26 protein-coding genes are annotated in these 25611 nt (G+C 70.3%); 22 read left to right on the forward strand and 4 right to left on the reverse strand.

Annotation, left to right across the window (positions count from 1 at the left end; all coding sequences use genetic code 11):
• Positions 1 to 131 precede the first annotated feature (131 nt).
• From recO to ACFTE1_RS04075, 15 genes are all read left to right on the forward strand, one after another.
• Complete coding sequence (gene recO / locus ACFTE1_RS04005; protein ID WP_380617369.1) at positions 132 to 887, forward strand: DNA repair protein RecO; 756 nt, start codon at positions 132 to 134, stop codon at positions 885 to 887.
• A gap of 96 nt (positions 888 to 983) precedes the next feature.
• A complete protein-coding gene (locus ACFTE1_RS04010; protein ID WP_380617368.1) occupies positions 984 to 1718 on the forward strand; it encodes an SDR family oxidoreductase in 735 nt (244 codons plus the stop codon).
• Between the two features lie 205 nt (positions 1719 to 1923).
• Complete coding sequence (locus ACFTE1_RS04015) at positions 1924 to 2739, forward strand: lytic polysaccharide monooxygenase (protein ID WP_380617367.1); 816 nt, start codon at positions 1924 to 1926, stop codon at positions 2737 to 2739.
• Positions 2740 to 3141: 402 nt separating this feature from the next.
• A complete protein-coding gene (locus ACFTE1_RS04020; RefSeq protein WP_380617366.1) occupies positions 3142 to 3681 on the forward strand; it encodes an SUKH-3 domain-containing protein in 540 nt (179 codons plus the stop codon).
• Positions 3682 to 3848: 167 nt separating this feature from the next.
• Complete coding sequence (locus ACFTE1_RS04025) at positions 3849 to 5366, forward strand: molybdopterin-dependent oxidoreductase (protein ID WP_380617365.1); 1518 nt, start codon at positions 3849 to 3851, stop codon at positions 5364 to 5366.
• A gap of 130 nt (positions 5367 to 5496) precedes the next feature.
• Positions 5497 to 6261 (forward strand): isoprenyl transferase, encoded by a 765-nt coding sequence (locus tag ACFTE1_RS04030; protein ID WP_380617364.1) that lies wholly within the window; start codon positions 5497 to 5499, stop codon positions 6259 to 6261.
• A gap of 131 nt (positions 6262 to 6392) precedes the next feature.
• Positions 6393 to 7415 (forward strand): metal ABC transporter solute-binding protein, Zn/Mn family, encoded by a 1023-nt coding sequence (locus ACFTE1_RS04035; RefSeq protein ID WP_380617363.1) that lies wholly within the window; start codon positions 6393 to 6395, stop codon positions 7413 to 7415.
• A 52-nt stretch (positions 7416 to 7467) separates the two neighbouring features.
• A complete protein-coding gene (locus tag ACFTE1_RS04040) occupies positions 7468 to 8271 on the forward strand; it encodes a metal ABC transporter ATP-binding protein (protein ID WP_380617362.1) in 804 nt (267 codons plus the stop codon).
• Positions 8268 to 9146, forward strand: coding sequence for a metal ABC transporter permease (locus tag ACFTE1_RS04045; protein WP_380617361.1), 879 nt, complete (start codon positions 8268 to 8270; stop codon positions 9144 to 9146). Before ACFTE1_RS04040 ends, ACFTE1_RS04045 begins: the two co-directional genes overlap by 4 nt.
• A 25-nt stretch (positions 9147 to 9171) precedes the next feature.
• Complete coding sequence (locus ACFTE1_RS04050) at positions 9172 to 9474, forward strand: ArsR/SmtB family transcription factor (protein WP_380617558.1); 303 nt, start codon at positions 9172 to 9174, stop codon at positions 9472 to 9474.
• On the forward strand, positions 9474 to 9914 hold the full coding sequence (locus ACFTE1_RS04055; RefSeq protein WP_380617360.1) for a Fur family transcriptional regulator: 441 nt from the start codon (positions 9474 to 9476) through the stop codon (positions 9912 to 9914). Before ACFTE1_RS04050 ends, ACFTE1_RS04055 begins: the two co-directional genes overlap by 1 nt.
• 25 nt (positions 9915 to 9939) lie before the next feature.
• Positions 9940 to 10284, forward strand: coding sequence for an antibiotic biosynthesis monooxygenase (locus ACFTE1_RS04060; RefSeq protein WP_380617359.1), 345 nt, complete (start codon positions 9940 to 9942; stop codon positions 10282 to 10284).
• Positions 10281 to 10856: a hypothetical protein gene (locus ACFTE1_RS04065; RefSeq protein ID WP_380617358.1), complete on the forward strand. Its 576-nt coding sequence runs from the start codon at positions 10281 to 10283 to the stop codon at positions 10854 to 10856. The genes ACFTE1_RS04060 and ACFTE1_RS04065 overlap by 4 nt, the downstream gene beginning before the upstream one ends.
• A complete protein-coding gene (locus ACFTE1_RS04070; RefSeq protein WP_380617357.1) occupies positions 10841 to 11677 on the forward strand; it encodes an alpha/beta fold hydrolase in 837 nt (278 codons plus the stop codon). The genes ACFTE1_RS04065 and ACFTE1_RS04070 overlap by 16 nt, the downstream gene beginning before the upstream one ends.
• A gap of 248 nt (positions 11678 to 11925) precedes the next feature.
• Positions 11926 to 13299, forward strand: coding sequence for a glycine--tRNA ligase (locus tag ACFTE1_RS04075; protein WP_380617356.1), 1374 nt, complete (start codon positions 11926 to 11928; stop codon positions 13297 to 13299).
• A 353-nt stretch (positions 13300 to 13652) separates the two neighbouring features.
• Here ACFTE1_RS04075 and ACFTE1_RS04080 read toward each other — a convergent pair whose 3' ends face one another.
• The 3 genes from ACFTE1_RS04080 to ACFTE1_RS04090 all read right to left on the reverse strand — a co-directional run bounded on the left by ACFTE1_RS04080 (position 13653) and on the right by ACFTE1_RS04090 (position 17006).
• Entirely contained in the window at positions 13653 to 13880 is a 228-nt protein-coding gene (locus ACFTE1_RS04080) for a hypothetical protein (RefSeq protein ID WP_380617355.1), read from the reverse strand.
• A 366-nt stretch (positions 13881 to 14246) separates the two neighbouring features.
• Positions 14247 to 15407 carry a tRNA dihydrouridine synthase DusB gene (dusB, locus tag ACFTE1_RS04085; RefSeq protein WP_380617557.1) on the reverse strand — a complete coding sequence of 387 codons (1161 nt, stop codon included), beginning with the start codon at positions 15405 to 15407 and terminating at the stop codon, positions 14247 to 14249.
• Between the two features lie 210 nt (positions 15408 to 15617).
• Positions 15618 to 17006 (reverse strand): hypothetical protein, encoded by a 1389-nt coding sequence (locus ACFTE1_RS04090; protein ID WP_380617354.1) that lies wholly within the window; start codon positions 17004 to 17006, stop codon positions 15618 to 15620.
• A gap of 316 nt (positions 17007 to 17322) precedes the next feature.
• Here ACFTE1_RS04090 and dnaG point away from each other — a divergent pair, with 316 nt between their 5' ends.
• From dnaG to ACFTE1_RS04115, 5 genes are all read left to right on the forward strand, one after another.
• Complete coding sequence (gene dnaG, locus ACFTE1_RS04095; protein WP_380617353.1) at positions 17323 to 19188, forward strand: DNA primase; 1866 nt, start codon at positions 17323 to 17325, stop codon at positions 19186 to 19188.
• A gap of 118 nt (positions 19189 to 19306) precedes the next feature.
• Positions 19307 to 20293 carry an ABC transporter ATP-binding protein gene (locus tag ACFTE1_RS04100; RefSeq protein WP_380617352.1) on the forward strand — a complete coding sequence of 329 codons (987 nt, stop codon included), beginning with the start codon at positions 19307 to 19309 and terminating at the stop codon, positions 20291 to 20293.
• A gap of 178 nt (positions 20294 to 20471) precedes the next feature.
• On the forward strand, positions 20472 to 21278 hold the full coding sequence (locus ACFTE1_RS04105; RefSeq protein ID WP_380617351.1) for an ABC transporter permease: 807 nt from the start codon (positions 20472 to 20474) through the stop codon (positions 21276 to 21278).
• A gap of 8 nt (positions 21279 to 21286) precedes the next feature.
• Entirely contained in the window at positions 21287 to 22084 is a 798-nt protein-coding gene (locus tag ACFTE1_RS04110) for an ABC transporter permease (RefSeq protein WP_380617350.1), read from the forward strand.
• A 90-nt stretch (positions 22085 to 22174) separates the two neighbouring features.
• Entirely contained in the window at positions 22175 to 23095 is a 921-nt protein-coding gene (locus ACFTE1_RS04115) for a hypothetical protein (protein WP_380617349.1), read from the forward strand.
• A 64-nt stretch (positions 23096 to 23159) separates the two neighbouring features.
• Here ACFTE1_RS04115 and ACFTE1_RS04120 read toward each other — a convergent pair whose 3' ends face one another.
• Positions 23160 to 23756: a pyridoxamine 5'-phosphate oxidase family protein gene (locus tag ACFTE1_RS04120; protein WP_380617348.1), complete on the reverse strand. Its 597-nt coding sequence runs from the start codon at positions 23754 to 23756 to the stop codon at positions 23160 to 23162.
• Positions 23757 to 23997: 241 nt separating this feature from the next.
• On the opposite strand from ACFTE1_RS04120, the gene ACFTE1_RS04125 reads away from it, so the two are divergent.
• Positions 23998 to 25236: an MFS transporter gene (locus tag ACFTE1_RS04125; RefSeq protein WP_380617347.1), complete on the forward strand. Its 1239-nt coding sequence runs from the start codon at positions 23998 to 24000 to the stop codon at positions 25234 to 25236.
• A 175-nt stretch (positions 25237 to 25411) separates the two neighbouring features.
• Positions 25412 to 25606 carry a hypothetical protein gene (locus ACFTE1_RS04130; protein WP_380617346.1) on the forward strand — a complete coding sequence of 65 codons (195 nt, stop codon included), beginning with the start codon at positions 25412 to 25414 and terminating at the stop codon, positions 25604 to 25606.
• Positions 25607 to 25611 lie beyond the last annotated feature (5 nt).

Raw genomic sequence — 25611 nt, forward strand, 5'->3', positions numbered from 1 at the left:
GGAGCGCGTCTGGGACCGGGCTATGGCGCGGGCCGGACTCAGGGACCGCTCGGTCCGGCTTTCGAGCGGACCGGGCCGCGGTCGTCGCGCTCGGCGCGGACACATGTCCGAGCGCGCATTAGACTGGAGGCATGGCCCTGGGTTCCCGCCGACTGCTCCGCGACGACGCTCTCGTGCTCCGCTCCTACAAACTGGGCGAGGCCGACATGATCGTGTCGTTCTTCGGCCGCGAGATGGGCCGGTTCCGGGCCGTGGCCAAGGGCCTGCGCCGGACCAGCTCCAAGTTCGGCTCGCGGCTGGCGCCCTTCAACCACGTGGACCTCCAGCTCATCGAGGGCCGCGGCGACCTCCACACCGTCAGCCAGGCCGTCGGGGTGCGGCTCAACAGCGGTGCCATCAGCGAGCGCTGGGAGGGCTACACCGTCGCCTGCGTGGTCTCCGAGGCGACCGAGCGGCTCGTCCCCGAGGACGGCCAGGCCGACCTGGACGTCTTCCAGCTCGCCGTCGGGGCGGTGCGGGCCCTGTCGGAGACGGACATCCACCCGCCCCTGATCCGCGACTCCTACCTGCTGCGCGGCATGCGCGCGGCCGGCTGGGCGCCGTCGCTCGGCGAGTGCGCCGTCTGCGGCCTGGAGGGCGACCACCGGGCCTTCGCGGTCGCCGCCGGCGGTTCGGTCTGCGACGACTGCCGCCCCGGCCAGGCCGTCATCCCCACGCCCGGCGCGCATGTGCTCATGCGCTCGCTCGACGACGGCGACTGGCGCACGGCCCACCGCTCGACCCCCTCCGAACGGCGCGAGGTGGCCGGACTGGTGGCGGCGCACTTCCAGTGGCACTCGCAGAGGCAGCTGAGCACACTCCGGTACGTGCAGCCCGCGCCGGGTTAGCCGCGGATACCACCTTCTGGGCGCGCGGTTCCCAGCTCCCAGTACGGTCTCCGAGCTGTACGGGCCGGGGCCGTGCGGTCTCTTTAGCATGGCGCCATGCGTTTCCAAGATCTCCACGTAGTCGTCAACGCCGCCGGACGGGGCTTCGGGCGGACCGCCGCCATCGCCTTCGCCGACGAGGGCGCCGTCGTGCACCTCGCCGCTCGGGACGAGGCCAAGGCCCGCGCGACGGCCGACGCGATCCAACGCCGTCAGGGCTCGGGCAGGGCCTTCGCCCACCGCTGCGACCTCACCGACCCCGCGAGCGTCCGCGCGTTCGCCGCTGCCGTCGGGGAGCGGACCGACCGGGTTGACGTCCTGTGCAACACCGGCGCCATGTACCTGGAGGCGGGGGACTTCCTGGCGGCCTCCGACGAGGACGTCGCCGCGACGGTCGGCGCGGCCGTGACCGGGACCGTCCTGACGGCCAAGGCCTTCCTGCCGATGCTGCGCCGGTCCGACCGGCCGGACATAGTCAACCTCGTGTCGACGGCGGGGACGCCCGGGCACTTCCGCAGCGGGGCGCACGAGGCCTTCTACGCGGCGAAGGCGGGGCAGGGCGGGTTCAGTCGAACGCTCTCGCATCGTCTGCGCGGCGAGGGGATCCGGGTGATCGGCCTGTACCCGCCGGACTTCGACGCCGTGGACATCGACGGCGGGGAGTGGGACTCGACGGAGCGGCACCCGCACCGGAATCTCACGACGCAGTCGGTGCTGGAGACGGTGTTCTTCGCCGTAGGGCAGCCGCGGGACTGCTTCATCAGCGCCATCGAGTTCGAACAGGCCCTGTGAGGCGCGGGCGGATACCATCCGTCTTCCTCGCACGCGCGGTGCCCCTGAACACGCGGCAACGGGCCTGCCCGATGACCGACCCCCGTCCTCGCCTGGGGGGGAGTCATTCAGGAGGCAGTACCGTCGCTCGGGGCCGGACGTTGACTCTTCCTCTTTAATAAACTATCCTTTAAAGTAGATATTCATATCTATCAATGGAGGAGTCATGTGTTCCGTCAAGAGGGCGCTGCAGGCGCTGACGGGCATCGCCGTCCTGGTGCTCAGCCTCGCGCTCACCGCGTCACCCGCACAGTCCCACGCACACGTCACCGACCTGCCCAGCCGGCAGGAGTTCTGCTCCGCGAGCACGGGGACCCTCCCCGACTGCGGCCAGATCAAATGGGAGCCCTACAGCGTCGAAGGCCCCAAGGGCTTCCCCAGCGCCGGGGCCCCGGACGGCCAGATCTGCTCCGGGGGCGTCGGCCGGTTCTCCGAACTGGACGACCCGCGCGGGGGGAACTGGCCCGCGTCCAACGTCCAGGCCGGCACCCGGACCTTCACGTGGGACCACAAGGTCACCCACGCCACGACCAAGTACACCTACTGGATCACCAACGGCTCCTACGACCCGACCACGCCGCTCAAACGGTCGGAGCTGAACCTCGACCCGATCTACAACGAGGACTTCGGCGGAGGCATGCCCTCCAAGATCGAGACGCACAACGTCGACATCCCCGCCATGAGCGGCCGGCAGATGATCCTCGCCTACTGGGAGATCGCCGACACCGGCAACGCCTTCTACGCCTGCATCGACATCGACTTCGACGGCAACGGCGATCCCGGAGACCCGGGGGACCCCGGCGACCCGGGTGATCCGGGGGCCTGCGACGGCGTCGCCGACTGGAGCCCCGACACCGCCTACCTCGGCGGCGACGAAGTAGTCCACGGCGGAAACCTCTACGCCGCCAAGTGGTGGACCCGCGGCGAAGAGCCCGGATCCACCGGAGAGTGGGGCGTCTGGGACGGCCTGGGAGCGTGTTGACCTGAGGGACAGGCTGAGCGACAGACCGCCGTCCCCGGTGCCGGGACGGCGGTTCCCCGCGCGGCAAGGCGGTCCGGAACGCTCGTCGGAAGGAGGGCGACGGGCGCCGGGCAGCGGCGAAGGAGGGAATCCCTTTTCCGCACAGGGGATGCGCCGCCCTCGGGAAGAGTATGCCCGCAGGAGGTCTCCGACGCCGAATCGTAGAGGATTCTCAAGTCCGGGAGTGCGTCGCGACGGTGACAGAGCCGTCTCGGGTGGGGGGAGAGCGTCGAGACGGCGGCAAAGGTGACGACCGCCGAGTGCCGCAGCTTGGGCGTTTTCCTGGCGAACAGGCGATTTCGGATGTGAACGACACGGGTCCGGGCGTAGACGGATGTTGTATCCACCTTCTACGGTGTACCCATGGTGTTGTATCTAGAACGCACCTTGGATTCGCCGCCCGCCGCAGACGCCCTCCGGGCGTGCGGCTGGAGCCCAGACCGACGCGTCGAGACGACCCCGCAGGTCGACGCACTGGCGAAACAGGGTTACCTCCCCCAGCCCGCAGCCGTCGATGTACTGAAGTCCTTCCTGGGACTGGAGATAAAGGGAAGAAGGTCCGTGCCGGGCTGCCGGCAGGGCGCCAGCAGAATGGAGTTCCGCCCCTGCCGTGCCGACGGGCAGTACGAGAACGTCCGCGACTACGTCGAGAAACTGGTCGAGGAGCCCGTATTCCCCCTGGGCTCGGTCGACGGACTGGAACTGGTCCTGATGGGAGCGTCGGGACGGGTCTACGGACACGCTCTCTGGTGGGTGTTCGAGCGCGGAGGGGACTTCGACGAGTTCCTCTTCCAGCTGCTCATGCGCCGCAAGGACCCCGTCCTACTCTGGCAGGCCCCGGGAAAGCCCCGCCCCTGGTGGCTGACGAGGGAGAGCGCGTGGCCCAAGTGCCCGTGCCCCTGAGGCGGCGGAATTCCGCGACAGAACACGGGGATCCGGTGCCCTTGAAACAGCGGAATCGCCCGCCGGAACAGAGGGATCCGGAGGAAGCGCCGAAAACGCGGCAGGCGGCCGATGCGCGCGCGGCGACCTGACGGCGTCGTCCGTCTCGATCTGGGACACTGCACTGTATGGAAGACCGTCGCCCGTCACCCGTCGTGAACGCCGTCGCCGGAACCGCGGCCGCCCTGGCCGGATTCGCCGTGAGCGAGCTGGCCGCGCTCGCCGTCCCCGAGGGCGCGCCGCTCACGGCGACGGCGGACGCCGTCGTGCGCCTGAGCCCCGGCGGCCTCACCCGCTGGGCCATAGACGCCTTCGGAACGGCGAACAAGACGATCCTGCAAGTAGCGATCGTCGTGGTGCTCTTGGCGGCGGGAACTCTCGCCGGCCTGGCCTGGCGCCGCCGTCCCTGGCAGGGGGCGACCGTGGTCGCGGCCTTCACGGCGATCGCGGCGGCGGCCGCCCTGTCGCAGTCCGGCGCCACCGCGCTCTACGCCGTCCCCTCACTGGCCGGAGGAGCCGCCACCGTTCTCTTCCTGGCCTTCCTGATCCGGTCGGCGGTGAAGGACGCGGAAGCGAAACGCCTCGGCGACGACCGACGCACCTTCCTGTTCGCCGCCATCGCCGTGGGGCTCGCCTCGGCGGGCGGCGCGCTGTGGGCACGGGGCGAGGCAGGCAAGAGACAGGTCGACGCGGCCAGGGAGGAACTCGACCTACCCGCACCGTCCGATCCGGCCCCGGCCGTGGAGGGAACGGACTTCGGCGACGTCCCCGGCCTCTCTTCCTATAGGACGCCGAACGACGACTTCTACCGGATCGACACGGCCATACGGGTACCGGTCATCGAGGCCTCCGACTGGACTCTGACCGTCCGCGGCATGGTCGACCGGGAACTGACCTTGGACTTCGAGGACCTCCTGTCCCGCAAACTCATCGAACGGGACATCACCCTGTGCTGCGTCTCCAACGAGGTGGGCGGCGACCTGGTCGGCAACGCCCGCTGGCTCGGCGTCCCCCTGTCGGAGATCCTCGACGAGGCCGGCGTGCGGCCCGGCGCCGACCAGATGGTCTCGCGATCGAAGGACGGCTGGACGGCCGGAACCCCGACCGAGGCCGTCATGGACGGCCGCGACGCCATGCTGGCGGTGGGGATGAACGGCGAACCGCTCCCGTTGGAGCACGGCTGGCCGGTGCGCATTGTGGTCCCGGGCCTGTACGGCTACGTATCGGCGACCAAGTGGCTCACCGAGATCGAACTGACCACGTTCGCGAAGTTCGACGCCTACTGGATCGAGAGGGACTGGGGCCTGCCCGCGCCGGTCAAGACCTCCTCGCGCATCGACACCCCGCGCCGGACCGCGAAGTCCGGGACGGTCGCCGTCGCGGGAGTGGCCTGGGCGCAGCGGCGCGGCATAGCGAAGGTCGAAGTGCGGGTCGACGGCGGAGAATGGAACACCGCCGAGCTGGCCGAGACCCCGTCCGGCGACACCTGGCGCCTCTGGAAGTGGGCCTGGAACGCCGAACCGGGGTCGCACACGCTGACGGTCAGGGCCACCGACACCGACGGGGAGGTGCAGACGGGAGAAGAACGCGGCGTGATCCCCGACGGCGCAACGGGGTGGCACACCGTCACCGTCGAAGTCGATTAGCCCGGAACCGCGCCGGAGGCCACCGCGCGGCCCGCTGTCGAGGACGGCGGAGAACCGTCGACTACCATGATCTGGTTGCCGGGGCGGCGTCCCGGCCGACCCGAACCATCGAACCGACAAGGACGGACCTGTGGCGCGCACCTACGAACCGCCGAAACCCCACCCTTCCGGAGCCCGGCCCCCCGAACTGCCGGCCAACAAGATCCCCCGGCACGTGGCCCTGGTGATGGACGGCAACGGCCGCTGGGCGAAGCAGCGCGGCCTCAAGCGCACCGAGGGGCACGCGGCGGGGGAGTCCTCCCTGTTCGACGTCATCGAGGGCGCCATCGAGATGGGGGTCACCACCCTGTCGGCCTACGCCTTCTCCACGGAGAACTGGCGCCGCAGCCCCGACGAGGTCCGCTGGCTGATGGGCTTCAACCGCGACGTCATCCACCGCCGCCGCGACGAGCTCAACGCCATGGGGGTGCGCATCCGCTGGGCCGGGCGGCGCCCGAAGCTGTGGAAGAGCGTCATCGACGAGCTCCAGGTGGCCGAGGAGATGAGCAAGCGCAACGACAAGCTCACCCTGCAGTTCTGCGTCAACTACGGCGGGCGCGCCGAGATAGCCGACGCGGCGGCGGCCCTGGCCAGGGACGCGCGCGACGGGAAGGTCAACCCCGACCGGATCACCGAGCGCACCTTCCAGCGCTACCTCTACAACCCCGACCTGCCGGACGTGGACCTCCTCCTGCGCTCCTCGGGCGAGCAGCGCACCTCGAACTACCTGGTCTGGCAGGCGGCCTACGCCGAGTTCGTCTTCCAGGACGTGCTCTGGCCGGACTTCGACCGCCGCCACCTGTGGCGCGCCGTGGAGGAGTTCGTGACGCGGGAGCGCCGCTACGGCAAGGCCTGAATCGCTAGTGAAATCCATTACCGACACGGCGGCGGGCTTCGTACAGGACTCCAGGACGACCTGGGGATTCGCCAATAGTTCGGAAGCATAAGTTGTTGACAATGATTTCCGATTTCGGCCACCCTGGGGACATGCGCAAGAATCTCTTCCTCACCGTCCCGGCCCTCGCCCTGGCCGCCGGAAGCCTCGCCGCCTGCGGCAACGAGGGCTCCGGCGCCGACGACGGCAAGCTGTCCGTCGTCGCCGGCTTCTACCCGCTGGCCTTCGCCGCCGAACAGGTGGGCGGCGACCACGTCGCCGTCACCGACCTCACCCCGCCCGGGGAAGAGGCCCACGAACTGGAGCTCAAACCCGACCAGATGGCCGAGGTCGTCGACGCCGACCTGGTCGTGCACCTCGACGACTTCATCCCCTCGCTCGACAAGGCCGTGGAGGAGTACGCCTCCGACAACGCCCTCGACGCCGCCGAGGGCCAGGACCTCCTCACCTTCGACGGCGAGATCGACTCCCACGACGACCACGGGGGAGAAGAGGGCCACGACGACCACGGCCACGAGGGCGAGGAGGGCCACGACGACCACGGCGAAGAGGAGGGACACGAGGCCGAGGAAGGCCACGACCACGATCACGGCTCGGTCGACCCGCACCTCTGGCTCGACCCGACCCGCTACGCGAAACTCGGCGACGCCATCGCCGACCGCCTCGCCGAGATCGACGCGGACAACGCCGACGACTACCGCGCCAACGCCGAGGCCTTCGGCGACGACCTCGCCGAGCTCGACGCGAAGTTCACCGAGTCCGTCGAAGGCTCCGAGCGCGACGACATCGTCACCTCCCACGCGGCCTTCGGCTACCTGGCCGACCGCTACGACCTCGACCAGATCGCCATCGCCGGACTGAGCCCCGACCAGGAGCCCGCCCCGGCGCGCATGGCCGAGATCTCCGACTACATCAAGGAAGAGGGCGTCACGACCGTCTTCTTCGAGACCGTCGCCAGCCCCGCCGTCGCCGAGACAGTCGCCCGCGAGTCGGGCGCAGAGACCGCCACCCTCAACCCCCTCGAGTCCCTCACCGCCGAGGACCTCGACGCGGGAGACGACTACTTCAGCGTCATGGAGGCCAACCTCGCGGCCCTGGAGAAGGCCCTCAACTAGAGGCGCAGCCTCACCAGCCGACCGCACGGAGCAGGGAAGAAGCAGAGAGCACATGCCCGACAAGACACCGCCCGTCCTGGACGTCGACGGCCTCACCGTCGCCTACGACCGCCATCCGGTCCTCGACGGCCTCGACCTGACCGTCCGGCAGGGCGAGTCCGTCGCCCTCACCGGCTCCAACGGGTCCGGAAAGTCCACCCTCATCAAGGCCGTCCTCGGCCTGACGGCGGCGCAGTCGGGCGCCATCCGGCTGTTCGGAACCGACCGGCGCCGCTTCAAATCCCACTCGCGCGTCGGCTACGTGCCCCAGCGCTCCACCCTCCACGGCAACATACCCGTCACCGTGAAGGAGACCGTCGCGGCCGGACGGCTCAACCGCCGCCTGCCCGGCCTCCCGCCCCGCGCGGCCGACCGGCGGGCCGTGCGCGACGCGATCGCCTCCGTCGACCTCGCCGAGCTCGCCGACCGGCCCATGAGCGACCTCTCCGGTGGGCAGCAGCAGCGCGCCTACATCGCCCGAGCACTGGCCGGAGAGCCCGAACTGCTCATCATGGACGAGCCGACCGTCGGCGTCGACGCGGGAACCCAGGAACTCCTGGCCCGCGTCGTCGCCGACCGCCTCGACCACGGCTGCACCCTCCTGCTCGTCACCCACGAGACCGGGCCGCTCAACGGTTACCTGACCCGCACCGTCCACCTCCACGGGGGAGAGAAGGCCTACGACGGCCCCACCATCGGGCTGCACGGCCACGACGACGAGCCCGCCTGCCTCCACCCCGGCGGCGAGGCGGAGGCGCCGGCCGCCACCGCCCACGACGTCCCCGGGCAGCTGTTCGAGAAAGGCCGCGACCGATGACCATCACCACCATGCTCGACTACGAGTTCATCCGCTACGGGCTCATCTGCGCCGTCGTGGTCGGGCTCTGCGCGCCCACGGTCGGCACCTTCATCGTCCAGCGCCGCCTCGCGCTCCTCGGCGACGGCCTCGGGCACGTCGCCATCACCGGGGTTGCGGTCGGCCTGCTGACCTCCACCCAGCCGCTGTGGACCACGCTCATCGCCACCGTCTCGGCGGCCGTCATCACCGAACTGCTGCGCACCTACTCCAAGGCCAGCGGCGACGTGGCCCTGGCCCTGATGTTCTACGGCGGCATCGCCGGCGGCGTCTTCCTCACCTCCCTCGCCAGCGACAAGGGCGTGGCCAACCTGCACTCCTACCTCTTCGGGTCGCTCATGACCACCACCCGCGAGGACGCCGTGGCCATCGGCGTCGGCGGAGCCGCCGTGGTGGTCCTCATGGTGCTCCTGCTGCCCTGGCTGTCCTCCATCAGCATCGACGAGACCTACGCGCGCGCCTCGGGCGTCCCCGTCATGGCGCTCAACATGCTCCTGCTGTGCACCGCCGCCGTCGTCGTGTCCGTCTCCATGCGCGTGGTCGGACTCCTCCTCGTGTCCGCCCTCCTGGTGATCCCCGTCGTCACCGCCGCCCAGATCGGACGGTCCTTCAAGAGCACCTTCGTCCTCGCCATGATCGCCGGCGCCCTCGTCGGCGGAGGCGGCGTCGTGGTCTCCGCGCTGCTCTTCGTGCCCGCGGGCGCCACGATCGTGCTCCTCGGCATCGCGCTGTTCGTCCTCGTCACCGTCGCCGCCGCCCTGGCGAGGCTCGTGTCGAAGAACCGCCGCGGTGGTCCGGCGAAGGCCGACGCGATATCTTTGAGCAGTGCCGACTGACGAAACCGCCACCCAGGGCGATCCTTTGGAAGAACACGAGACGGGCGCCGGCTACGAGGCGGCCGCGGAGCTGCTGCGGTCCATATCCGCCCCACTGCGAATAGCCATCGTCGTGGAGCTGGCGAAGGAGCCCCGCCACGTCCACGAGCTGGTGGACCTCCTCTCGGTCAGCCAGCCGCTCGTCAGCCAGCACCTGCGCATCCTCCGCTCCGCCGGGGTGGTGCGCGGCGTCCGGACCGGCCGGGAGATCTCCTATAGCCTGGTGGACGACCACATCGCGCACATCGTGACCGACGCGGTCCACCACGCACAGGAAGGGCACCACTGATGGAAGACAAGCCGGCCGACCTCGGAAAGCCCGCCGCCACCATGACGCGCTCCACCAAGCAGCGCACGGCGGTCATGGAGCTGCTCAACGAGGACGACTCGTTCCGCTCCGCCCAGGACCTGCACGCGATCCTCAAGGAGCGCGGCTCCAAGATCGGGCTGACCACCGTCTACCGCACCCTGCAGGCCCTCGCCGACGCCGAGGTCGTCGACGTCATGCGCCTGCCGGGCGGCGACTACCTCTACCGCCACTGCGACGCCAGCGAGCACCACCACCACCTGGTGTGCCGGTCGTGCGGCTCGACCGTCGAGGTCGAGGGGCCGACCGTGGAGCGCTGGGCGGCCAAGGTCGCCTCCGAGCACGGATTCACCGACGTGGGGCACACCGTCGAGCTGCATGGCCTGTGCGCCAAGTGCAGTGCCGCAGTGACCGAGAGCTAGACCGGATCATCTAGACTGGAGCGCGATGCTGGCAGTCAATCGCTTCAAGACAGAGGACGCCGAGGCGTTCCACGAGGGCGCCGCACCGGCCCTGCGCGCCTTCGCCGCCTGCGCGGGCTACGTCCGCGGCGGCTACGGCCGCGCCGTCGACGACCCCGGCGTGTGGCTCATGTGGACGGAGTGGGAGACGGTGGGCGACTACCGCCGCAGCCTCTCCAGCTATGACGTCAAGATGTGCACGCCGTTCCTGGCCTCGGCGCTTCCCGAGCCCGTCGGCTTCGAGGACCTCATGGTGATCGAGGGCGGATCGGAGTCCGGGCGCGCCTCGGACCACTCGCCGGAGGTCTCCGGTAGGAGCGACCGCCCGTGACCGAGACGAATCCCCCGCAGTCCCCGCAGGGCCCGGCCGACGCCTCCGCTGCCGAGCCGACCACTCCCGAGGCCGCCGCTCCCGCCGCCTCGGAACCCGGGCCGATCAAGGGCATCCGGGTGCCCTTCGCCGCCCCGCCCACCGAGACCAACGCGACGCGGACGACACTCAAGATCGTCCTGCCCATAGTGGGCGGCGTCCTCGCCGTCCTCCTGATAGTCGTGGCGTTCATCACCGCCGCCGTGCGCCTCAACGAGGCCCTCGAGCAGCGCCTCCGGGACACCGCCGTCGGCTTCGCCGAAGAGGCGTCCTCCGGCGACTACAACGCCGCCCACGACCGCCTGTGCGAGTCCAAGAGGGAGCGGCCCGTCGCTGACTACCGGGACGAATGGGACGCCTGGGAGGGCGAGGACTGGGAGGCCGAGGGCATGCGCTCGAACATCGACGGCAGCAGAGTCTACGTGACCGTCGCCTCCGACGCGGGCGAGACGCTCGAGATCAGGGTCGAGGCCGTGCCCGGAGAGGGAGAGCAGTCCCTCGACGTCACCGTCTGCGGATGGAGCGACGCGTGACGGCAGCGGGGCTGGTGGAGGCCAACCCCTTGAGCGAGACCTTCGCCTGGGAGGGCCGCCGGGTCCGCTGGACGTCCTTCGGAACCGGCCCGGCCCTCGTGTTCTGCCACGGCACCCCCTGGTCGTCGGTCCTCTGGCGCCCGATCGCCGAGGCGCTCGCGCCCGGCAGGACCGTCTACCTATGGGACATGCCCGGCTACGGCCAGTCCTCCAAGGACGACGGCCACGCCGTCTCCCTCGACGTGCAGGCCCGCCTCTTCGCCGACCTGCTCGACCACTGGGGCCTGGAGTCGCCCGAGATCGTCGCCCACGACTACGGCGGCGCCGTCTCGCTCCGCGCGCACTTGCTGCACGGCCGCGACTACTCCGCCCTGAGCCTCGTCGACGTCGTGGCGCTGCGCCCCTGGGGCTCGGAGTTCTTCCGGCTCGTCAAGGAGAACGCGGAGGTCTTCCGGCGGCTGCCGCCCACGGTCCACGAGGGCGCGCTCCGCTCCTACATCGCCACCGCCTCGCACCGCGGCCTGACGCCGGAGTGGGAGTCCCTGTTGACCGAGCCCTGGCTGGGGGAGGAGGGGCAGAACGCCTTCTACCGCCAGATCGCCGAGGCCGACGAACGCTACACCGACGAGGTCGAGCCGCTCTACGGAGAGGTCCGAGCGCCGGTCAGGGTCGTCTGGGGCACCGAGGACACGTGGATCCCCGCCGACCGCGCCCACCGCTTGGCCGCGGCCGTGGGGACGGACGCGCGACTGGTCGCGGGGGCCGGGCACCTCATCCAGTGCGACCGCCCCGAGGCGCTGACGGCCCTCCTCTCGGGGTGAACGGCGCCGACGGCCCCTGCGGTGCTGTCGAACGCGTCCACATCCACGGGTGTCGGCTGCTGTCCGCGCAGGAAGCGGGGTAAGCTTGCATACCGGCGCAGTCGCCCACCCTCCCGATTCAGCTCGAGGAAACTCGGTGGGGCGGTGCCATGCGCTCATGTCAAGATGTAATGGCTCGCCGCGATCCGCGCGGAGGGCGACCGATCGATCTCACCGACCGCCAGCCGGAAGAGAACAAGGAGAATCTCATGGCTCAAGACCGCAATGACGCAATCATCAGCCTCGCCAAGCGGCGCGGCTTCGTCTTCCCGTCCTCCGAGATCTACGGAGGTACCCGGTCCGCCTGGGATTACGGTCCGCTCGGTGTGGAACTGAAGGAGAACATCCGCCGCGAGTGGTGGTCCCACATGGTCCGCCAGCGCGACGACGTCGTCGGCCTGGACTCGGCGATCATTCTCAACCCGCAGGTCTGGGAGGCCAGCGGCCACGTGGAGGAGTTCACCGACCCGCTGACCGAGTGCCAGTCGTGCCACAAGCGCTTCCGCGCCGACCACCTCCTGGAGAACTACGAGGCCAAGCACAACCGCGAGCCGGAGAACGGCCTGGCCGACATCGCCTGCCCCAACTGCGGCGCGCGCCAGTCCTTCACCGAGCCCCGCCTCTTCAACGGCCTCATGCGCACCCAGCTCGGCGCCGTCGAGGAGTCCGGCTCCGAGCACTACCTGCGCCCCGAGACCGCGCAGGGCATCTTCGTGAACTTCGGCAACGTGATGACCGCCGCGCGCAAGAAGCCGCCGTTCGGCATCGCCCAGACCGGCAAGTCGTTCCGCAACGAGATCACCCCCGGCAACTTCATCTTCCGCACCCGCGAGTTCGAGCAGATGGAGATGGAGTTCTTCGTCGAGCCGGGCACGGACGAGGAGTGGCACGAGTACTGGCTGGAGAACCGCTGGAACTGGTACCTGGACCTGGGCCTGTCGGAGGCCAACCTGCGCCGCCACGACCACCCGAAGGAGAAGCTCAGCCACTACTCCAAGCGGACGGTGGACATCGAGTACCGCTTCGGCTTCGGCGGCAAGGACTTCGACGAGCTCGAGGGCGTCGCCAACCGCACCGACTTCGACCTCTCGGTGCACGCCAAGCACTCCGGCCAGGACCTGTCGTACTTCGACCAGGCCAAGGGCGAGCGCTGGACCCCCTACGTCATCGAGCCCGCGGCCGGCCTGACCCGCACCGTGCTGGCCTTCCTGCTGGAGGCCTACGACGTCGACGAGGCGCCGAACGCCAAGGGCGGCGTGGACAAGCGCACGGTGATGCGCTTCGACCCGCGTCTGGCCCCGGTCAAGGTGGCCGTGCTGCCGCTGAGCCGCAACGAGAAGCTCTCGCCGAAGGCGAAGGACCTGGCCGCGCAGCTGCGCAAGCGCTGGAACGTCGAGTTCGACGACGCCGGCGCGATCGGCCGCCGCTACCGCCGGGCCGACGAGGTCGGAACGCCGTTCTGCGTGACGGTCGACTTCGACACCCTTGACGACCAGGCCGTGACCATCCGCGAGCGCGACAGCATGAAGCAGGAGCGCGTCTCGCTGGACCAGGTCGAGCGTTACCTGGCCGAGCGCCTGTAGCAACCGGGGAGCGCGTCGGCGGGCGACCGCCGGCGGCGTTTCCGGGGAGGGCGGACGGGGACTCCCGTCCGACCTCCCCTTTTTCGTCCGGCGTTCCGGTGCGCGCCGGGGTGCACTGTGGATGACGGCGGCGGAGGCGGACGGTTCCGGGAGGGCAGTCGTGTACGGGCCCGTTGTGTTCAGCGCCGTTGTGGATGGGGCCGCTGTGGCCAAGGCCCGCAGCGGACAGGCCCATTGTGTTCAGGGCCGTTGCGGTCAGGGCGGCTCCGGCGAGGACGCCGAAAGGGGAGGGGCCCGGTGGAATTCCACCGGGCCCCTCCCCCTATCACGTTCCACAGTGAGCGGTGCCTCGCTCAGTCATTGCGAATGGTGGTATCGGAGTCCACCCAGGCCGATCCCGCGGCCGTTTCGCTGTGTTCGCACGAGTACGCGACTTTGCTGGTCGAGGCCCACAGGGCCGCCGGCGATGCGGGGCTCTCAGGGAGCCCGCCGAAGTCGGTGTCGGAGCCGTCGACGGGGGACGGCGAGGAGCTTTCGGGGACCGGAGAGGAATCCTCTTCGGTCAGTTCGGTAGGGGCCATGGCTTTCTGCACTCCTTCTCGGATGGTGACCCTGGTGTTCGGCTGTGTTCGTCGCCCTGTGGTCGTGCGTGGTCCCGTGCGGTGCACGGTCGGAGCGCTCGGGCCCGGGTCCCCGTCGGCTGTGCGGGGCGCGGGTCGTCTGGATATGGAGCGCAACGGCGGGCCGCGCCATTGTAGGGCGTGACATGAGGTTGAACGCGCGGTTGCGCCGAAAAGTTTCGGCTGTGCGAGAAGTCTCACATCTAACCTGAGGGTAACAGTACTTCGCCACTGGAAGGTTCGAGTCGGGATTTCCCGCCATGTGGGACGATGGGGCGTTCCCGGCAGGGTGAAACCGGTCATCGTAGCCGGTGGGAGCGGACTCGGTCAACCTCCGGAGTGGTCCATGCCGGCCCCGAAGGGGACCGCCAGGTCATCCCTGTCGTCGAGCCACCCGTCGGGCAGAACGACCTTCCCCGGACTGTTGACACGTCCGCGCGGCTGCCCGAGGGCCTCGCGCGGGAAGGGCACGTCGGCCTCCAGGCCACCGAGCAGGTCGTCCATTTCGGACAGTGACGAGACCATGGACAGCGACCGGCGCATCTCTCCGCCCACGGGGAATCCCTTGAGGTACCAGGAGACGTGCTTGCGGAACTCGGTGCAGCCGTGCTGTTCGGAGGAGACGTTGCGCCTCGCCTCGTAGGACTCGGCATTCTGCAGCCACTCGACCAGCAGGCGCGCGTGGCGGGACATGAGAGCGGCGACCTCGCCCAGGGTGGGGAGGTTCCGCTCGGGCTTGCCGCTGAAGGCGGCCTCCAGGTCGGCGAACAGCCACGGGCGGCCCAGGCAGCCGCGCCCGACGACGACGCCGTCGCAGCCGGTCTGCTCGACCATGCGGACGGCGTCCTCGGCCTCCCAGATGTCGCCGTTGCCGAGCACGGGGATCGAGACGGCCTCCTTGAGCTTCCCGATGGCCTCCCAGTCGGCCTTCCCGCTGTAGCGCTCGGCGGCGGTGCGGCCGTGCAGGGCGACCCAGGCGGCGCCCGCGTCCTCGGCGGCCCTGCCCGCGTCGGCGTAGGTCAGATGGTCGTCGTCGATGCCCTTGCGCATCTTGACGGTGACGGGGATTCCGGCGGGCGAGGCCTCGGCGACGGCGGCCGAGACGATGCTCCCGAACAGGCGCCGCCGCCACGGCAGGGCGGAACCGCCGCCGCGCCGGGTGACCTTGGGGACGGGGCAGCCGAAGTTCAGGTCGATGTGGTCGGCGAGGTCCTCCTCGACGATCATCGCGACGGCCCGCCGCATGATCTCGGGGTCCACTCCGTAGAGCTGGAGCGAGCGCGGCCGCTCGTCGCGGTCGAACTCGATCAGCCGCATGGTCTTGGGGTTGCGCTGGACCAGCGCCTCTGTCGTGATCATCTCGCACACGAAGATCCCCGAGCCCTGTTCGCGGCACAGTTTGCGGAACGGCAGGTTGGTGATGCCGGCCATGGGGGCCAGGACGACGGGCACGGGCAGCGTGCGGTCGCCGAGGCGCAGGGGGGTCATAGCAGAAGTCACTGGTCCATCATCTCCGAGTAGAGCGAGTCCGGCCAAGCCGCGGCGTGTGTGAGCGGCGGCTCAGCCGGGTCGGGCGCGTCGGGATGGTCGTCCCGCCGCGGCCCGTCGTCGGGTTGCGGGCTAACGCCCGTTCGTTCCGGGCGGCGCGGCCGCCCGGGAATGCGGCGGCTCCTCGTCGGGAGCGCCGTCGCCGGCCGGTCAGCCGAGCATGAAGAGGATGCCTCCGAGCATGGCGAGGACGATCAGCCCGCCGATCGCGTAGATGACGTGGCGGACCTTGTCGTGGGTCTCCGGGACGGCGGGCTTGTCCGACCCGTCGCTCTTCTTCTTGCGGAGGAACTGGGGCAGTCGGATGATCAGCGTCTCGTCGCCGCCCGGGCGGTCGCCCGTGTCGTGCTCGCCGGTCTGCGGCTGCGGAGCCGGGGGCCGGCCGGTCTGCGGCCGGGAGCCCGCCCCGCCCTGCGGCTGGGAGTCGAAGCCTCCCGGGGGCTGCGAGCCGTATCCGCCCTGGGGCTGCGAGCCGAACCCTCCCTGGGGCTGGGACTCGAACCCGTCCTGCGGCGGGGCGGCCGGACGCGAACCGGAGTTCCCGGGACGCAGATCGGCGAAGAAGTTCTCGTCGGACTTGCGGTCGGACTCCGAGAAGTCCTGACGTCCGGCCTGCGGCGCGGCGTCCCCGGAGTAGGGGGCGCCGAAGCCCTCGGGAGCCGGGGCCTCCGGGCGGCCGGCCTGGGGCGCGGGAGCCGAGTCGGTCTCGGGGGCGTTCGACCGGGAGGCCGAGGTCCACTGGCCCAGCGAGGCGCGAGAGCCGCCCTGGGGGTCGGACGGCGCGCCGAAGGCGCTGTTGCCGGGCTGGGAGCCGGCGGGCGGCTCGAAGGCCGATCCGGCCCGGGGAGCGGGCTCGAACGCGGAGCCCTGCGGGGCCGGAGCCTGCGGCGCGGCGGGTTCGAAGGCCGAACCGGCCGGAGGCGCCTGCGGAGCCGGCTCGAAGGCCGATCCCGCGGACGGCCCCTGCGGAACCGCCGGTTCGAAGGCGGAGCCCTGCGGAGCGGCGCCCGGCTCCGAGACCGGTTCGAAGGCCGACCCCTGCGGGAAGGCGCCCGAGGCTCCGGCGGCGGGTTCGGCGCGGTCGTACTGGGGCTGCTGAGGAATCTGAGCGTGCATATCCATTCGTCCAAGCTGGCCGGCGTCGTCGGCCGGGTCGGGGGCCGCGCCGGGAGGCGCGGGCCAGGGCTCGACCTGCCGGGACGGAGCGGTCTCCGCGGGGCGGGCCGGCTCCTGCGCGGGCAGGTGGTCCGACGGCCCATTATAAGCCGCCTCCGCAGGCGCGTCGCCGTAGTTGGGAGCGAGATCATTCGCCGGCGAGGGGGGAGCCGGCGCGGAGAAGCGGACATCGGCGGAGGATTCCGGAGGTTCGCCCCAGTAGGGGTCCTCGGTCGTGGGGACGGGGGCCGACTCGTCCGACTCGGCGTCCACGCGGCCCACTCCCTTCGCCTTGATCTTGGGAGGATTCGTCGGTTTCGACACCGTCTCACCGCCGGCGGGCGGCCAGGCGGGCGGCTGCGAATTATTCGGGACGTCCGGCATGATGGCATAGCCTAGCTGACTCGAAGGTTAGACATATAGCGGCGGGCACCAAAAGGTGTGTCACCTTCCACCCTATCGTGAAAACGGTTCCGCGCGAAAGCCTCGCGCGCCGCCCGCGCGCCGTAGCTGCCCTGCGAAATCGCCTGCCGGACAGGGAGGCGCGACCGGCCCTTCCCCCGCCGCGCGGAAGTGACCCGGACCGGAGTCGGGCGGTCACTCCGCCGGTGTGCGGGAAAGGTCTCCGCGGCGGTGCGCATCGGCGGCCGTCGGCCGCGTGAGGCACAATGGAAACCCAGGGAACGAGAGAGGGGAACCGGTGGCAGGACGCATACGCCAGACCGATATCCAGCGCGTCAGGGAACGCGTCGATATCGCGGAGGTCGTCTCCGAACGCGTCACCCTGCGCAACGCCGGCGGCGGCAACATGGTCGGCCTCTGCCCGTTCCACGACGAGCGCTCTCCGAGCTTCAACGTCACCCCCGCTCGCGGCGTCTACCACTGCTTCGGCTGCGGCGTCGGCGGCGACGCCATCACCTTCCTCATGGAGGCCGACGGCCTCACCTTCGCCGAGGCCGTCGAGAGGCTCGCCTCCAAGGCTGGTCTCCAACTCACCTACGAGGACGACGCCGGCCGCCGCGCCAGCGGCCCCCGCCAGAAACCCGGCCAGCGCCAGCGCCTCCTCGACGCCAACGCCGCGGCCGAGGAGTTCTACCAGCGCCGCCTGGCCTCCCCGGAGGCCCAGATCGCACGCGACTTCCTCACCGGGCGCGGCTTCGGCAAGGACGCCGCCGAGCACTTCGGCTGCGGCTACGCCCCCGACAGCTGGGACGCCCTCACCAAGCACCTGCGCTCCAAGGGCTTCACCGACGAGGACCTCGTCACCGCCGGACTCGCCAAGGCCGCCCGCTCCGGCAGCCTCATCGACCGCTTCCGCGGCCGCCTCATCTGGCCCATCCGCGACACCTCCGGATCCGCCATCGGGTTCGGCGCCCGCAAGCTCAAGGGCGACGACGAGGACCGGGGCCCCAAGTACCTCAACACCCCGGAGACGCCGCTCTACAAGAAGTCCCAGGTCCTCTACGGCATCGACCTGGCGCGCAAGAACATCGCCCTCGACAGCCAAGTCGTCATCGTGGAGGGCTACACCGACGTCATGGCCGCCCACCTCGCCGGCGTCACCACGGCCGTGGCCACCTGCGGCACGGCCTTCGGCAGCGACCACACCCGGCTGCTGCGGCGGTTCCTCTTCGACACCGACTCCTTCAAGGGCGAGATCATCTTCACCTTCGACGGAGACGAGGCCGGACTGCGGGCCGCCCGCAAGGCCTTCGACGGCGACCAGGAGTTCATGGCCAACACCTACGTCGCCATCACCCCCGAGGGGAAGGACCCGTGCGAACTGCGCCAGCACGAGGGCGACGCCGCGGTCCGCGACCTGATCGCCACCCGCCGCGCGCTCGCCGAGTTCGTGCTCGAACGCGAGGTCTCCGGCTTCGACCTCGACAGCGTCGAGGGCCAGACCCTCGCGCAGCGCACCGTCGTCCCGATCCTGGCCACCCTCAAGGACTCCGGCTACCAAGGCCGCTACATCAAGAAGATGGCCACCCAGCTGGGCGTCGACGAGAGCGAGTTGAAGGGCGACGTCCAGCGGGCCAAGGGCCGCGCCCAGAACAACACCGCCCCGCAGCAGGCCCGCCGCGAGCGCCGCTCCTCGGACCCGGCCGCCCGAGCCCAGCGAGAGGCGCTGAAGGTCGCCCTCCAGGAGCCGGCCCTGGCCGGACCGTACTTCGACGCGGTCGACGAGACCGCCTACACCGACCCGCAGTACCAGGCAGTCCGCGCCGCCATCGGCAGGGCGGGCGGGGCCTCGCGCGCCGAAGGGGTCACCGTCAACTGGATCAGCTCCGTGGTCGACAACTGCGACGAGCTGGCCGCGGGGGCCCTGGTCAACGAGCTGGCCGTCGAACCCCTCTTCATCGCAGGGACCGCGGACGGGCACTACATCCAGATGCTGCTCTCCCAGATCCAGCGGCCGGTCGTCGCCCGCCGCGTCGAGGAGCTCAAGTCCCGCCTGCAGCGGATCAACCCCTCCACCGACCAGGAGGACTACATGCGCCTGTTCGGCGAGCTCGTCGCCGAGGAGAAGCAGCTCAAGGCCCTGAGGGCGCGCGGCAGCGAGTGAGCCGGCGGGAGGGGTGCGGCGCGGACGCGCCCCACAAAGCCTGACTCCGCGTCGCCGACCCTGGACGCGGCGGGAAATCAGAGTGACCGCCGTCAGAGGCGTCGACTAACCTGAGTCCATGGCTGACCGAACCACCCCGACGGCGCGAGAGCGGGCCGCCGGACACCCCGTCCTCATCGAGGCCCGCGGCCTGACCAAGACGTACGGCGACTTCACCGCCGTCGACGGCATCGACTTCGACATCCGCCGCGGCGAGGCCTTCGGCTTCCTCGGCGCCAACGGCGCGGGCAAGTCGACCACCATGCGCATGATCGGGACCGTCTCCGTCCCCACCGACGGGAACCTCCGGGTGTTCGGGCGCGACACCCGCACCGACGGCGTCTCGATCCGATCCCGCCTGGGCGTCATCCCGCAGGACAACAACCTCGACAACATGCTCACCGTCTACGAGAACCTCGTCGTCTACGCGCGCTACTTCGGCATCAAGGGGTCCCGGGCGCGGAAGAAGGCCGACGAGCTGCTCTCCTTCGTCCAGCTCACCGGCCGGCGCGACGACAAGGTCGACTTCCTCTCCGGCGGCATGCGGCGGCGCCTGTGCATCGCGCGCGGCCTCATCAACGACCCCGACCTGGTCATCCTCGACGAACCCACGACCGGGCTCGACCCGCAGGCCCGGCACCTGGTGTGGGAGCGGCTCTTCCAGCTCAAGCAGAAGGGCGTGTCCATCCTCCTGACCACCCACTACATGGACGAGGCCGAGCAGCTGTGCGACCGGCTCGTCGTCATGGACCGGGGGCGGATCATCGCCGAGGGCTCGCCGCGCTCGCTGATCGAGACGTACGTGACCAAGGAGGTCGTGGAGCTGCGCTTCGGCGCCAAGCACACCGCGGAGCTGGTCGCGATCGCCCGGCGGCTGGAGGGCATCGGCAGGCAGATCGAGCCCCTGCCCGACAGGATCCTCGTCTACACCGACGACTCCGCCGCCACGTTCACCGGCCTGGCCGAAAGGGACGCGGAGCCGACCTCGATCTACGACCGGCGGGCGACGTTGGAGGACGTGTTCCTGCGCCTCACCGGCCGCCAACTCGGCGCGGACGAGGTGTGAGCATGGCCCGCGACAGAGACCGCCCGACCGGGGAAGCCCGCCGCGAGAGAAGCCACCGATCCCGGGAGGTCCATCGCGACGGGAACCGCCGGACCGGGAAAGTCCGCTGCGACGGAAACCGACCGGCCCAGGACGCCCACCGCGGTGAACCCGCCGCGACCGGAAGGGAGGCGTGACCGTGGCAGTCCAGACCATCGCCGACCACCCCATGGGCTACGCGGCCGGCGCCTACCGCGCCTTCTCCATGCACATGGTCACCTACCGTCGCTCCTGGCACGGCTCGGTGTTCTCCGTCTTCCTCATGCCGATCCTCTACATGGTCGGCATCGGGCTCGGCGTCGGCCAGTTCGTCGACCCGGCGAGCCTCGGCGGCGTCGAGTACGCGGCCTTCATCGCGCCGGGGATCATCGCGATGGTCCCCGTGAACCTCGCCGCCAACGACTTCATCTACCCGGTCTTCGGCGGCTACCGCGAATGGGGCAGCCAGTACCTCTCCCAGCGGGCCAGCCCGCTGCGGCCGATCGACATCCTCAACGGCCACCTCGCCTACGGAGTGCTCTTCCGCGCGTCGTTCGCCTGCGCCGTCGTCTTCGTCCCGCTGCTGTTCTTCGACGTCTTCACCTCGTGGTGGGCCCCGGCCGCGGTCCCGGTGGGCGTTCTCGTGTCCTTCGCCGTGGCGCCGTGGGTCTTCACCTGGTGCTCGGCGGTGGAGGGCGAGTACATCCTCAATGTCATCTTCCGCTTCGCCATCATGCCCGTCACGCTGTTCTCCGGGGTGTTCTTCCCGATCACGCAGATGCCGCCGTTCGTCCAGCCGCTGGCCTGGATCTCGCCCCTGTGGCACGGCGTGGAACTGACCCGCCTGGCCGCGACCGGAACCGAGGCGGCCCTGCCGCCCGCCCTCCACGCGCTCTACCTCGCCGCGCTGGGAGTCGGCGGCTGGTTCTGCGCCCGCCACATCGTGCACAAGCGACTCGAGTTCTAGGGGAGACCATGACCATCCTGACCTATCGGGCCGCGCGTGGCCGGTGGCAGCGCCCCTCGGCCATGCTGTACCGCAACGCCGTGGCCAACCGCCGCAACTGGGTGCTCGTCTTCTCCGGGGGCGTCGAGGCCCTGCTGTTCCTCTTCGCCTTCGGCTTCGGCGTCGGCACCCTCGTGGGAACCTTCGAACTCCCCAACGGGCGCGAGGTCGAGTACACCGCCTACGTCGCCCCGGCCATCCTCGCCAACGCCGCCATGATGGGCGTCCTCATGGAGACGTCCATCAACGTCTTCGCCAAGGTCAAATGGGCGAAGCTCTACGACGGCATCCTCAACACGCCCCTGAGGCCCTGGGACATCGCCGTCGGAGAGGTCTCCTGGGCGCTGATCCGCGGAGGCATCTACGTCGTCATGTTCGTCATCGCCATGGGCGCCTTCGGCCTGCTCACCGACTTCTGGGCCGTCCTCGCCGTCCCGGCCTGCCTCTTCGTCGGACTCGCCTTCGCCGGGATCGGGCTGACCCTGGCGACGCTGTTCACCAACTGGACCGACTTCGACTGGATGATGGCCATCGTCTACACGATGTTCCTCTTCGGAGGCACCTTCATCCCCGTCGAGACCTACCCCGACCTGCTGCGGCCGCTGGTCTACCTCATGCCCCTCTACCACGGCATCGAGCTGATCCGCTCCATCAGCCTGGCCATGGTCACCCCCATGATCCTGGTGAACATCGCCTACCTGCTGGTCCTAGGGATCGCCGGCACGTGGCTGGCCCAGAAGAGGCTGTCCAAGGCCCTCTACAAATGACCCGCGCCCCGGGCCCGGAACCCCGAACCCCTCGGCGAGTGCCGGGAGGAGCGCCGACTCCGGGCCCGGCCTTGCGATAACCTGACAGACATGCCGCGCATCCTCACGGTCCTCGCTATCGCGCTCGCGCTCCTGGTGCCGACACCGGCCCGGGCGGCGAACGAGCCGCCCAGGGTGCTGTTCACCGACGGCGGCGACCGTCTCTCCACCGTGGACGAGGGGGGAACGGTGCCGCAGAACGCCTACGAACGGTTCGCGATGGAGTCGCGCCGGTGGGGCTTCGACCTGACCGGCGGATGGGACGAGCCGCACCGTTTCGACGCCGTCGTGTACTTCGACAACACCGGTATCTCCGACGACCGGCTCCAGAGCCTGCGCAACTTCGCCGCCGAGGGAGGGACGGTCACGGTCGTCGCGGCGGGCATGGGCGACTGGTTCCAGCCCTCCGACGGGAACGGCGCGCAGAGCACGCAGTCCGTGGAGTACTCCGCCACCTCGACCGGGGCCCTGTCGCTGTGGCCGGAGGACGACGAACTGGACCTCCACGGTCCCTTCTCGACCGTGTTCGACAATCTGGAGGGCACCACGGCCGTCCACACGGTCGTCCACGAGGGCGAGAGCCTGCCGGTCTCGGTGATAGCCAACGGCAGCCGCACTTTCGGGACGGCGGGGGGACGGACCTTCGACAGCTGGAGCGACCGGGACTTCCTGACCATGGTCCGCTACGGCATCGCCTGGGGGACCGACGACAGCGACTTCGTCGTGCAGGCCGAACCGGACAAGGACGCGACCTGGCCGTATATCGTCCTCTTCGCCGGAATGGTCGCCGCCGTCGGCGTCGGCGGACTGATCGCGGTGCGCCGCATCGAGAAACAGGAGGACAAGACGGTCGGGGACGGAGCCGCGGCCGGCCGGCCCCCGACAGGCGGTCCCACCGGGAGAGCGGGAGCCGAGGCGGGCGGCGAGCCGGGGAACGGAGCGGGCCCGAACGGAGGAACCGGCGCCGGATAGGGGCGGTCCGCCATCGACGTCCGCGACGGTGGACCCGGCTCGCAGGACCCCGCTCGCCGGCCCGTCACTCCAGCGGCGAGACGACGGTCTCGACCGGCATTATCCCGGTCTCGACCTCGACATCCGCGTCGGCCGACTCGTCGCCGACCCCGCCGACGCGCCGCTTGACGGCGACCTCCTCCAAGTCCAGGCGGAAGATCCGCACCTCGGCCCACTCCTTGGCGCTCGGCCCGCGCGTCCGGTCGGACCTCCCGGGCTCGACCCGGTCGACCAGCGCCTTCATGGCGTCCCAGGCCTCGTCGTCGTCCAACACCGGCCGCGCCGTGCCGTGCGCGATGGCGCACCGGTAGTTCATCGAGTGGTTCGTCCAGGACTTGGCGAGGACCAGGCCGTCCAGGAGGGTGGCCGAGACCGAGACGCGAATCCCGTCCTCGCTCGTCAAGCCGAGTCGCGACCCGCTCGACCAGTGCAGGTAGAGACGGTCGCCGACCCGCACGTGGAACATCGGCAGCACGCGCGGCTCTCCGTTCCCGCCGGTGAAGGCCACGTCGACCGTCCAGGACTCGTCGAACACCCGGCGCACCAGGTCTTTGTCGCGGCTCATCCGCTCCCTCTTCCGGTGGGGGACGGTGGACCGGCTCTGGGGATAGCTGTCGGACACGGGAATCGCCTTTCCAACGGGGGACGTTAGCGCCAACATCCTATAGGAATCCGGTGGGACGCAGTCAACAGGATTACCGCCGTCCTGGACGGGACCGGTACGGCCGTTCCATTCTTGAGGGGCCGTCCCGGACCGGACCCGGGAATCCGCGCCCCGGCACACCGCCCCGGCCGCCGACCGCCGCCCGTCCCGGCCGGTCCCCGGCCCCGCCACCCCGCCACCCCAGGCAGAAAGGAAGCCGGTGACCACTCGGACAGTCCCAGTCGCACGCCTTCAGACCCGAACGCTCACCACCCTGGTATCGCTCCAGGGCGTCGGCGGCACCGCCTCGGCCATCACGCTGGCCGTCGCCGCCATCATGCTCGAAGACCTCACCGGATCGACGGCGCTCGCGGGCTTCGCCCAGAGCCTCTTCGTCGCCGGGGCGGCCATCATCGTGATCCCGACCGTCTCCATGACCGAACGCTACGGACGCCGGGGAGGCCTCGGCTTCGCCTACGGCGTCGCCGGAGCGGGCGCGCTGCTCACCGTCGGCGCGCTCGAACTCTCCAACCCGTGGCTGGCGGCCGCCGGCTGCTTCCTCATCGGGGGCGCCTCCTGCGGCAACCTGCAAGGACGCTTCGCCGGGGCCGACCTGGCGCCGCCGGACAAGCGCGCCACGCACCTGTCGATCGTCGTCTGGTCGGTGACGATCGGCAGCGCCCTCGGGCCGTTCCTGGCCGGCCCGGTCAACACCTGGTGGTCCGACACCTTCGGCAGCCCCGCCTACACCGGTCCGCTCGTGGTCACGGCCGCCGCGTCCTTCCTGGCTGGCGGCCTCGGCATGGCGTTCCTGCGGCCCGACCCGTTCCTGCTGGCCCGCAAGCTGGGCGGCACGGAGGACGCGCCCCGCAAGTCCATCGCCGACGGCTACCGCATCGCCAAACGGAACCCCCGCGTCCGCACGGCCCTCCTGGCGGCGGCGACCGGTCACATGACCATGGTCGGCGTCATGTCCATGACCTCCGTCCACATCAAGCACGGCAGCCCGGACCTCGACTCGGCACTGGCGGTCATCGGCTTCGTCATCTCCTCGCACATCGTGGGGATGTACGCGTTCGCGCCGGTCTTCGGGCGACTCTCCGACCGGTGGGGGACCAAGAGGGTCATCCTGCTCGGGGTGGCGCTCCAGGCGGTCGCCTGCGTCGTCGCGGCCACTGCCCCCGGCGACGGGAACGTGCAGTTGACCGCCGGCCTCTTCCTGCTGGGGCTCGGCTGGTCGGCCATGACCCTGGCGTCCTCCGCGATGATCACCGAGGCCGTCGAGGTCGACCAGCGGCCCTCCACACAGGGCTTCGCCGACCTGTCCATGGGGCTGGCCGCGATCGCCTCCGGGTTGGCGGGCGGCCCGATCGTCCAGTACCTCGGCTATCCGTGGCTGTGCGCGATCCTCGCGGTCCCGCTGCTGGCGGGAGGCGCCGTCCTGGCCCGCCGCTCGTAGCGGACGGTCCCCCGCGGAACTCCCGGAACGGTTCGCCCCGGACGGCCGGCTCGTCCCGGCCCTCCGGGGCGAACCGCGGTCCGACCGGTCTCCGGCAGCCGGTCGGGCGCGCGCCCGCACTTCGGAGCGGCCGATCGGCTTGCAGGGAACATTCGAGGCATGGTCAAATTGGGCTATGAGCAATGTCGTCATCCACGGACTGCCTCAGTGGGCCCTGGACATTTTGGAGCGCAGGTCCGCCGCCGAGCAGCTCTCGCTGGAGAACTACCTGCGCCAACTGTTGATCAACGCCGCCCGGAACCCCAATGTGGGCATCGAGCCGCAGGGAAGCCAGAACAGGCTGACCGGCTTCGGCGACGCCGAGGAATGACGGCG

Origin of the sequence: Salininema proteolyticum (assembly GCF_042685645.1) — a bacterium.
GTDB classification, from domain to species: Bacteria; Actinomycetota; Actinomycetes; order Mycobacteriales; family Micromonosporaceae; genus Salininema; species Salininema proteolyticum.

What these genes read in the sequence shown, in the direction of transcription:
- recO (WP_380617369.1), top strand. Translation starts at nt 132, where the DNA reads ATGGCCCTGGGTTCCCGCCGACTGCTCCGCGACGACGCTCTCGTGCTC.
- ACFTE1_RS04010 (WP_380617368.1), top strand. Translation starts at nt 984, where the DNA reads ATGCGTTTCCAAGATCTCCACGTAGTCGTCAACGCCGCCGGACGGGGC.
- ACFTE1_RS04015 (WP_380617367.1), top strand. Translation starts at nt 1,924, where the DNA reads ATGTGTTCCGTCAAGAGGGCGCTGCAGGCGCTGACGGGCATCGCCGTC.
- ACFTE1_RS04020 (WP_380617366.1), top strand. Translation starts at nt 3,142, where the DNA reads ATGGTGTTGTATCTAGAACGCACCTTGGATTCGCCGCCCGCCGCAGAC.
- ACFTE1_RS04025 (WP_380617365.1), top strand. Translation starts at nt 3,849, where the DNA reads ATGGAAGACCGTCGCCCGTCACCCGTCGTGAACGCCGTCGCCGGAACC.
- ACFTE1_RS04035 (WP_380617363.1), top strand. Translation starts at nt 6,393, where the DNA reads ATGCGCAAGAATCTCTTCCTCACCGTCCCGGCCCTCGCCCTGGCCGCC.
- ACFTE1_RS04040 (WP_380617362.1), top strand. Translation starts at nt 7,468, where the DNA reads ATGCCCGACAAGACACCGCCCGTCCTGGACGTCGACGGCCTCACCGTC.
- ACFTE1_RS04045 (WP_380617361.1), top strand. Translation starts at nt 8,268, where the DNA reads ATGACCATCACCACCATGCTCGACTACGAGTTCATCCGCTACGGGCTC.
- ACFTE1_RS04055 (WP_380617360.1), top strand. Translation starts at nt 9,474, where the DNA reads ATGGAAGACAAGCCGGCCGACCTCGGAAAGCCCGCCGCCACCATGACG.
- ACFTE1_RS04060 (WP_380617359.1), top strand. Translation starts at nt 9,940, where the DNA reads ATGCTGGCAGTCAATCGCTTCAAGACAGAGGACGCCGAGGCGTTCCAC.
- ACFTE1_RS04070 (WP_380617357.1), top strand. Translation starts at nt 10,841, where the DNA reads ATGGAGCGACGCGTGACGGCAGCGGGGCTGGTGGAGGCCAACCCCTTG.
- ACFTE1_RS04075 (WP_380617356.1), top strand. Translation starts at nt 11,926, where the DNA reads ATGGCTCAAGACCGCAATGACGCAATCATCAGCCTCGCCAAGCGGCGC.
- ACFTE1_RS04080 (WP_380617355.1), bottom strand. Translation starts at nt 13,880, where the DNA reads ATGGCCCCTACCGAACTGACCGAAGAGGATTCCTCTCCGGTCCCCGAA.
- dusB (WP_380617557.1), bottom strand. Translation starts at nt 15,407, where the DNA reads ATGACCCCCCTGCGCCTCGGCGACCGCACGCTGCCCGTGCCCGTCGTC.
- ACFTE1_RS04090 (WP_380617354.1), bottom strand. Translation starts at nt 17,006, where the DNA reads ATGCCGGACGTCCCGAATAATTCGCAGCCGCCCGCCTGGCCGCCCGCC.
- ACFTE1_RS04100 (WP_380617352.1), top strand. Translation starts at nt 19,307, where the DNA reads ATGGCTGACCGAACCACCCCGACGGCGCGAGAGCGGGCCGCCGGACAC.
- ACFTE1_RS04110 (WP_380617350.1), top strand. Translation starts at nt 21,287, where the DNA reads ATGACCATCCTGACCTATCGGGCCGCGCGTGGCCGGTGGCAGCGCCCC.
- ACFTE1_RS04115 (WP_380617349.1), top strand. Translation starts at nt 22,175, where the DNA reads ATGCCGCGCATCCTCACGGTCCTCGCTATCGCGCTCGCGCTCCTGGTG.
- ACFTE1_RS04130 (WP_380617346.1), top strand. Translation starts at nt 25,412, where the DNA reads ATGAGCAATGTCGTCATCCACGGACTGCCTCAGTGGGCCCTGGACATT.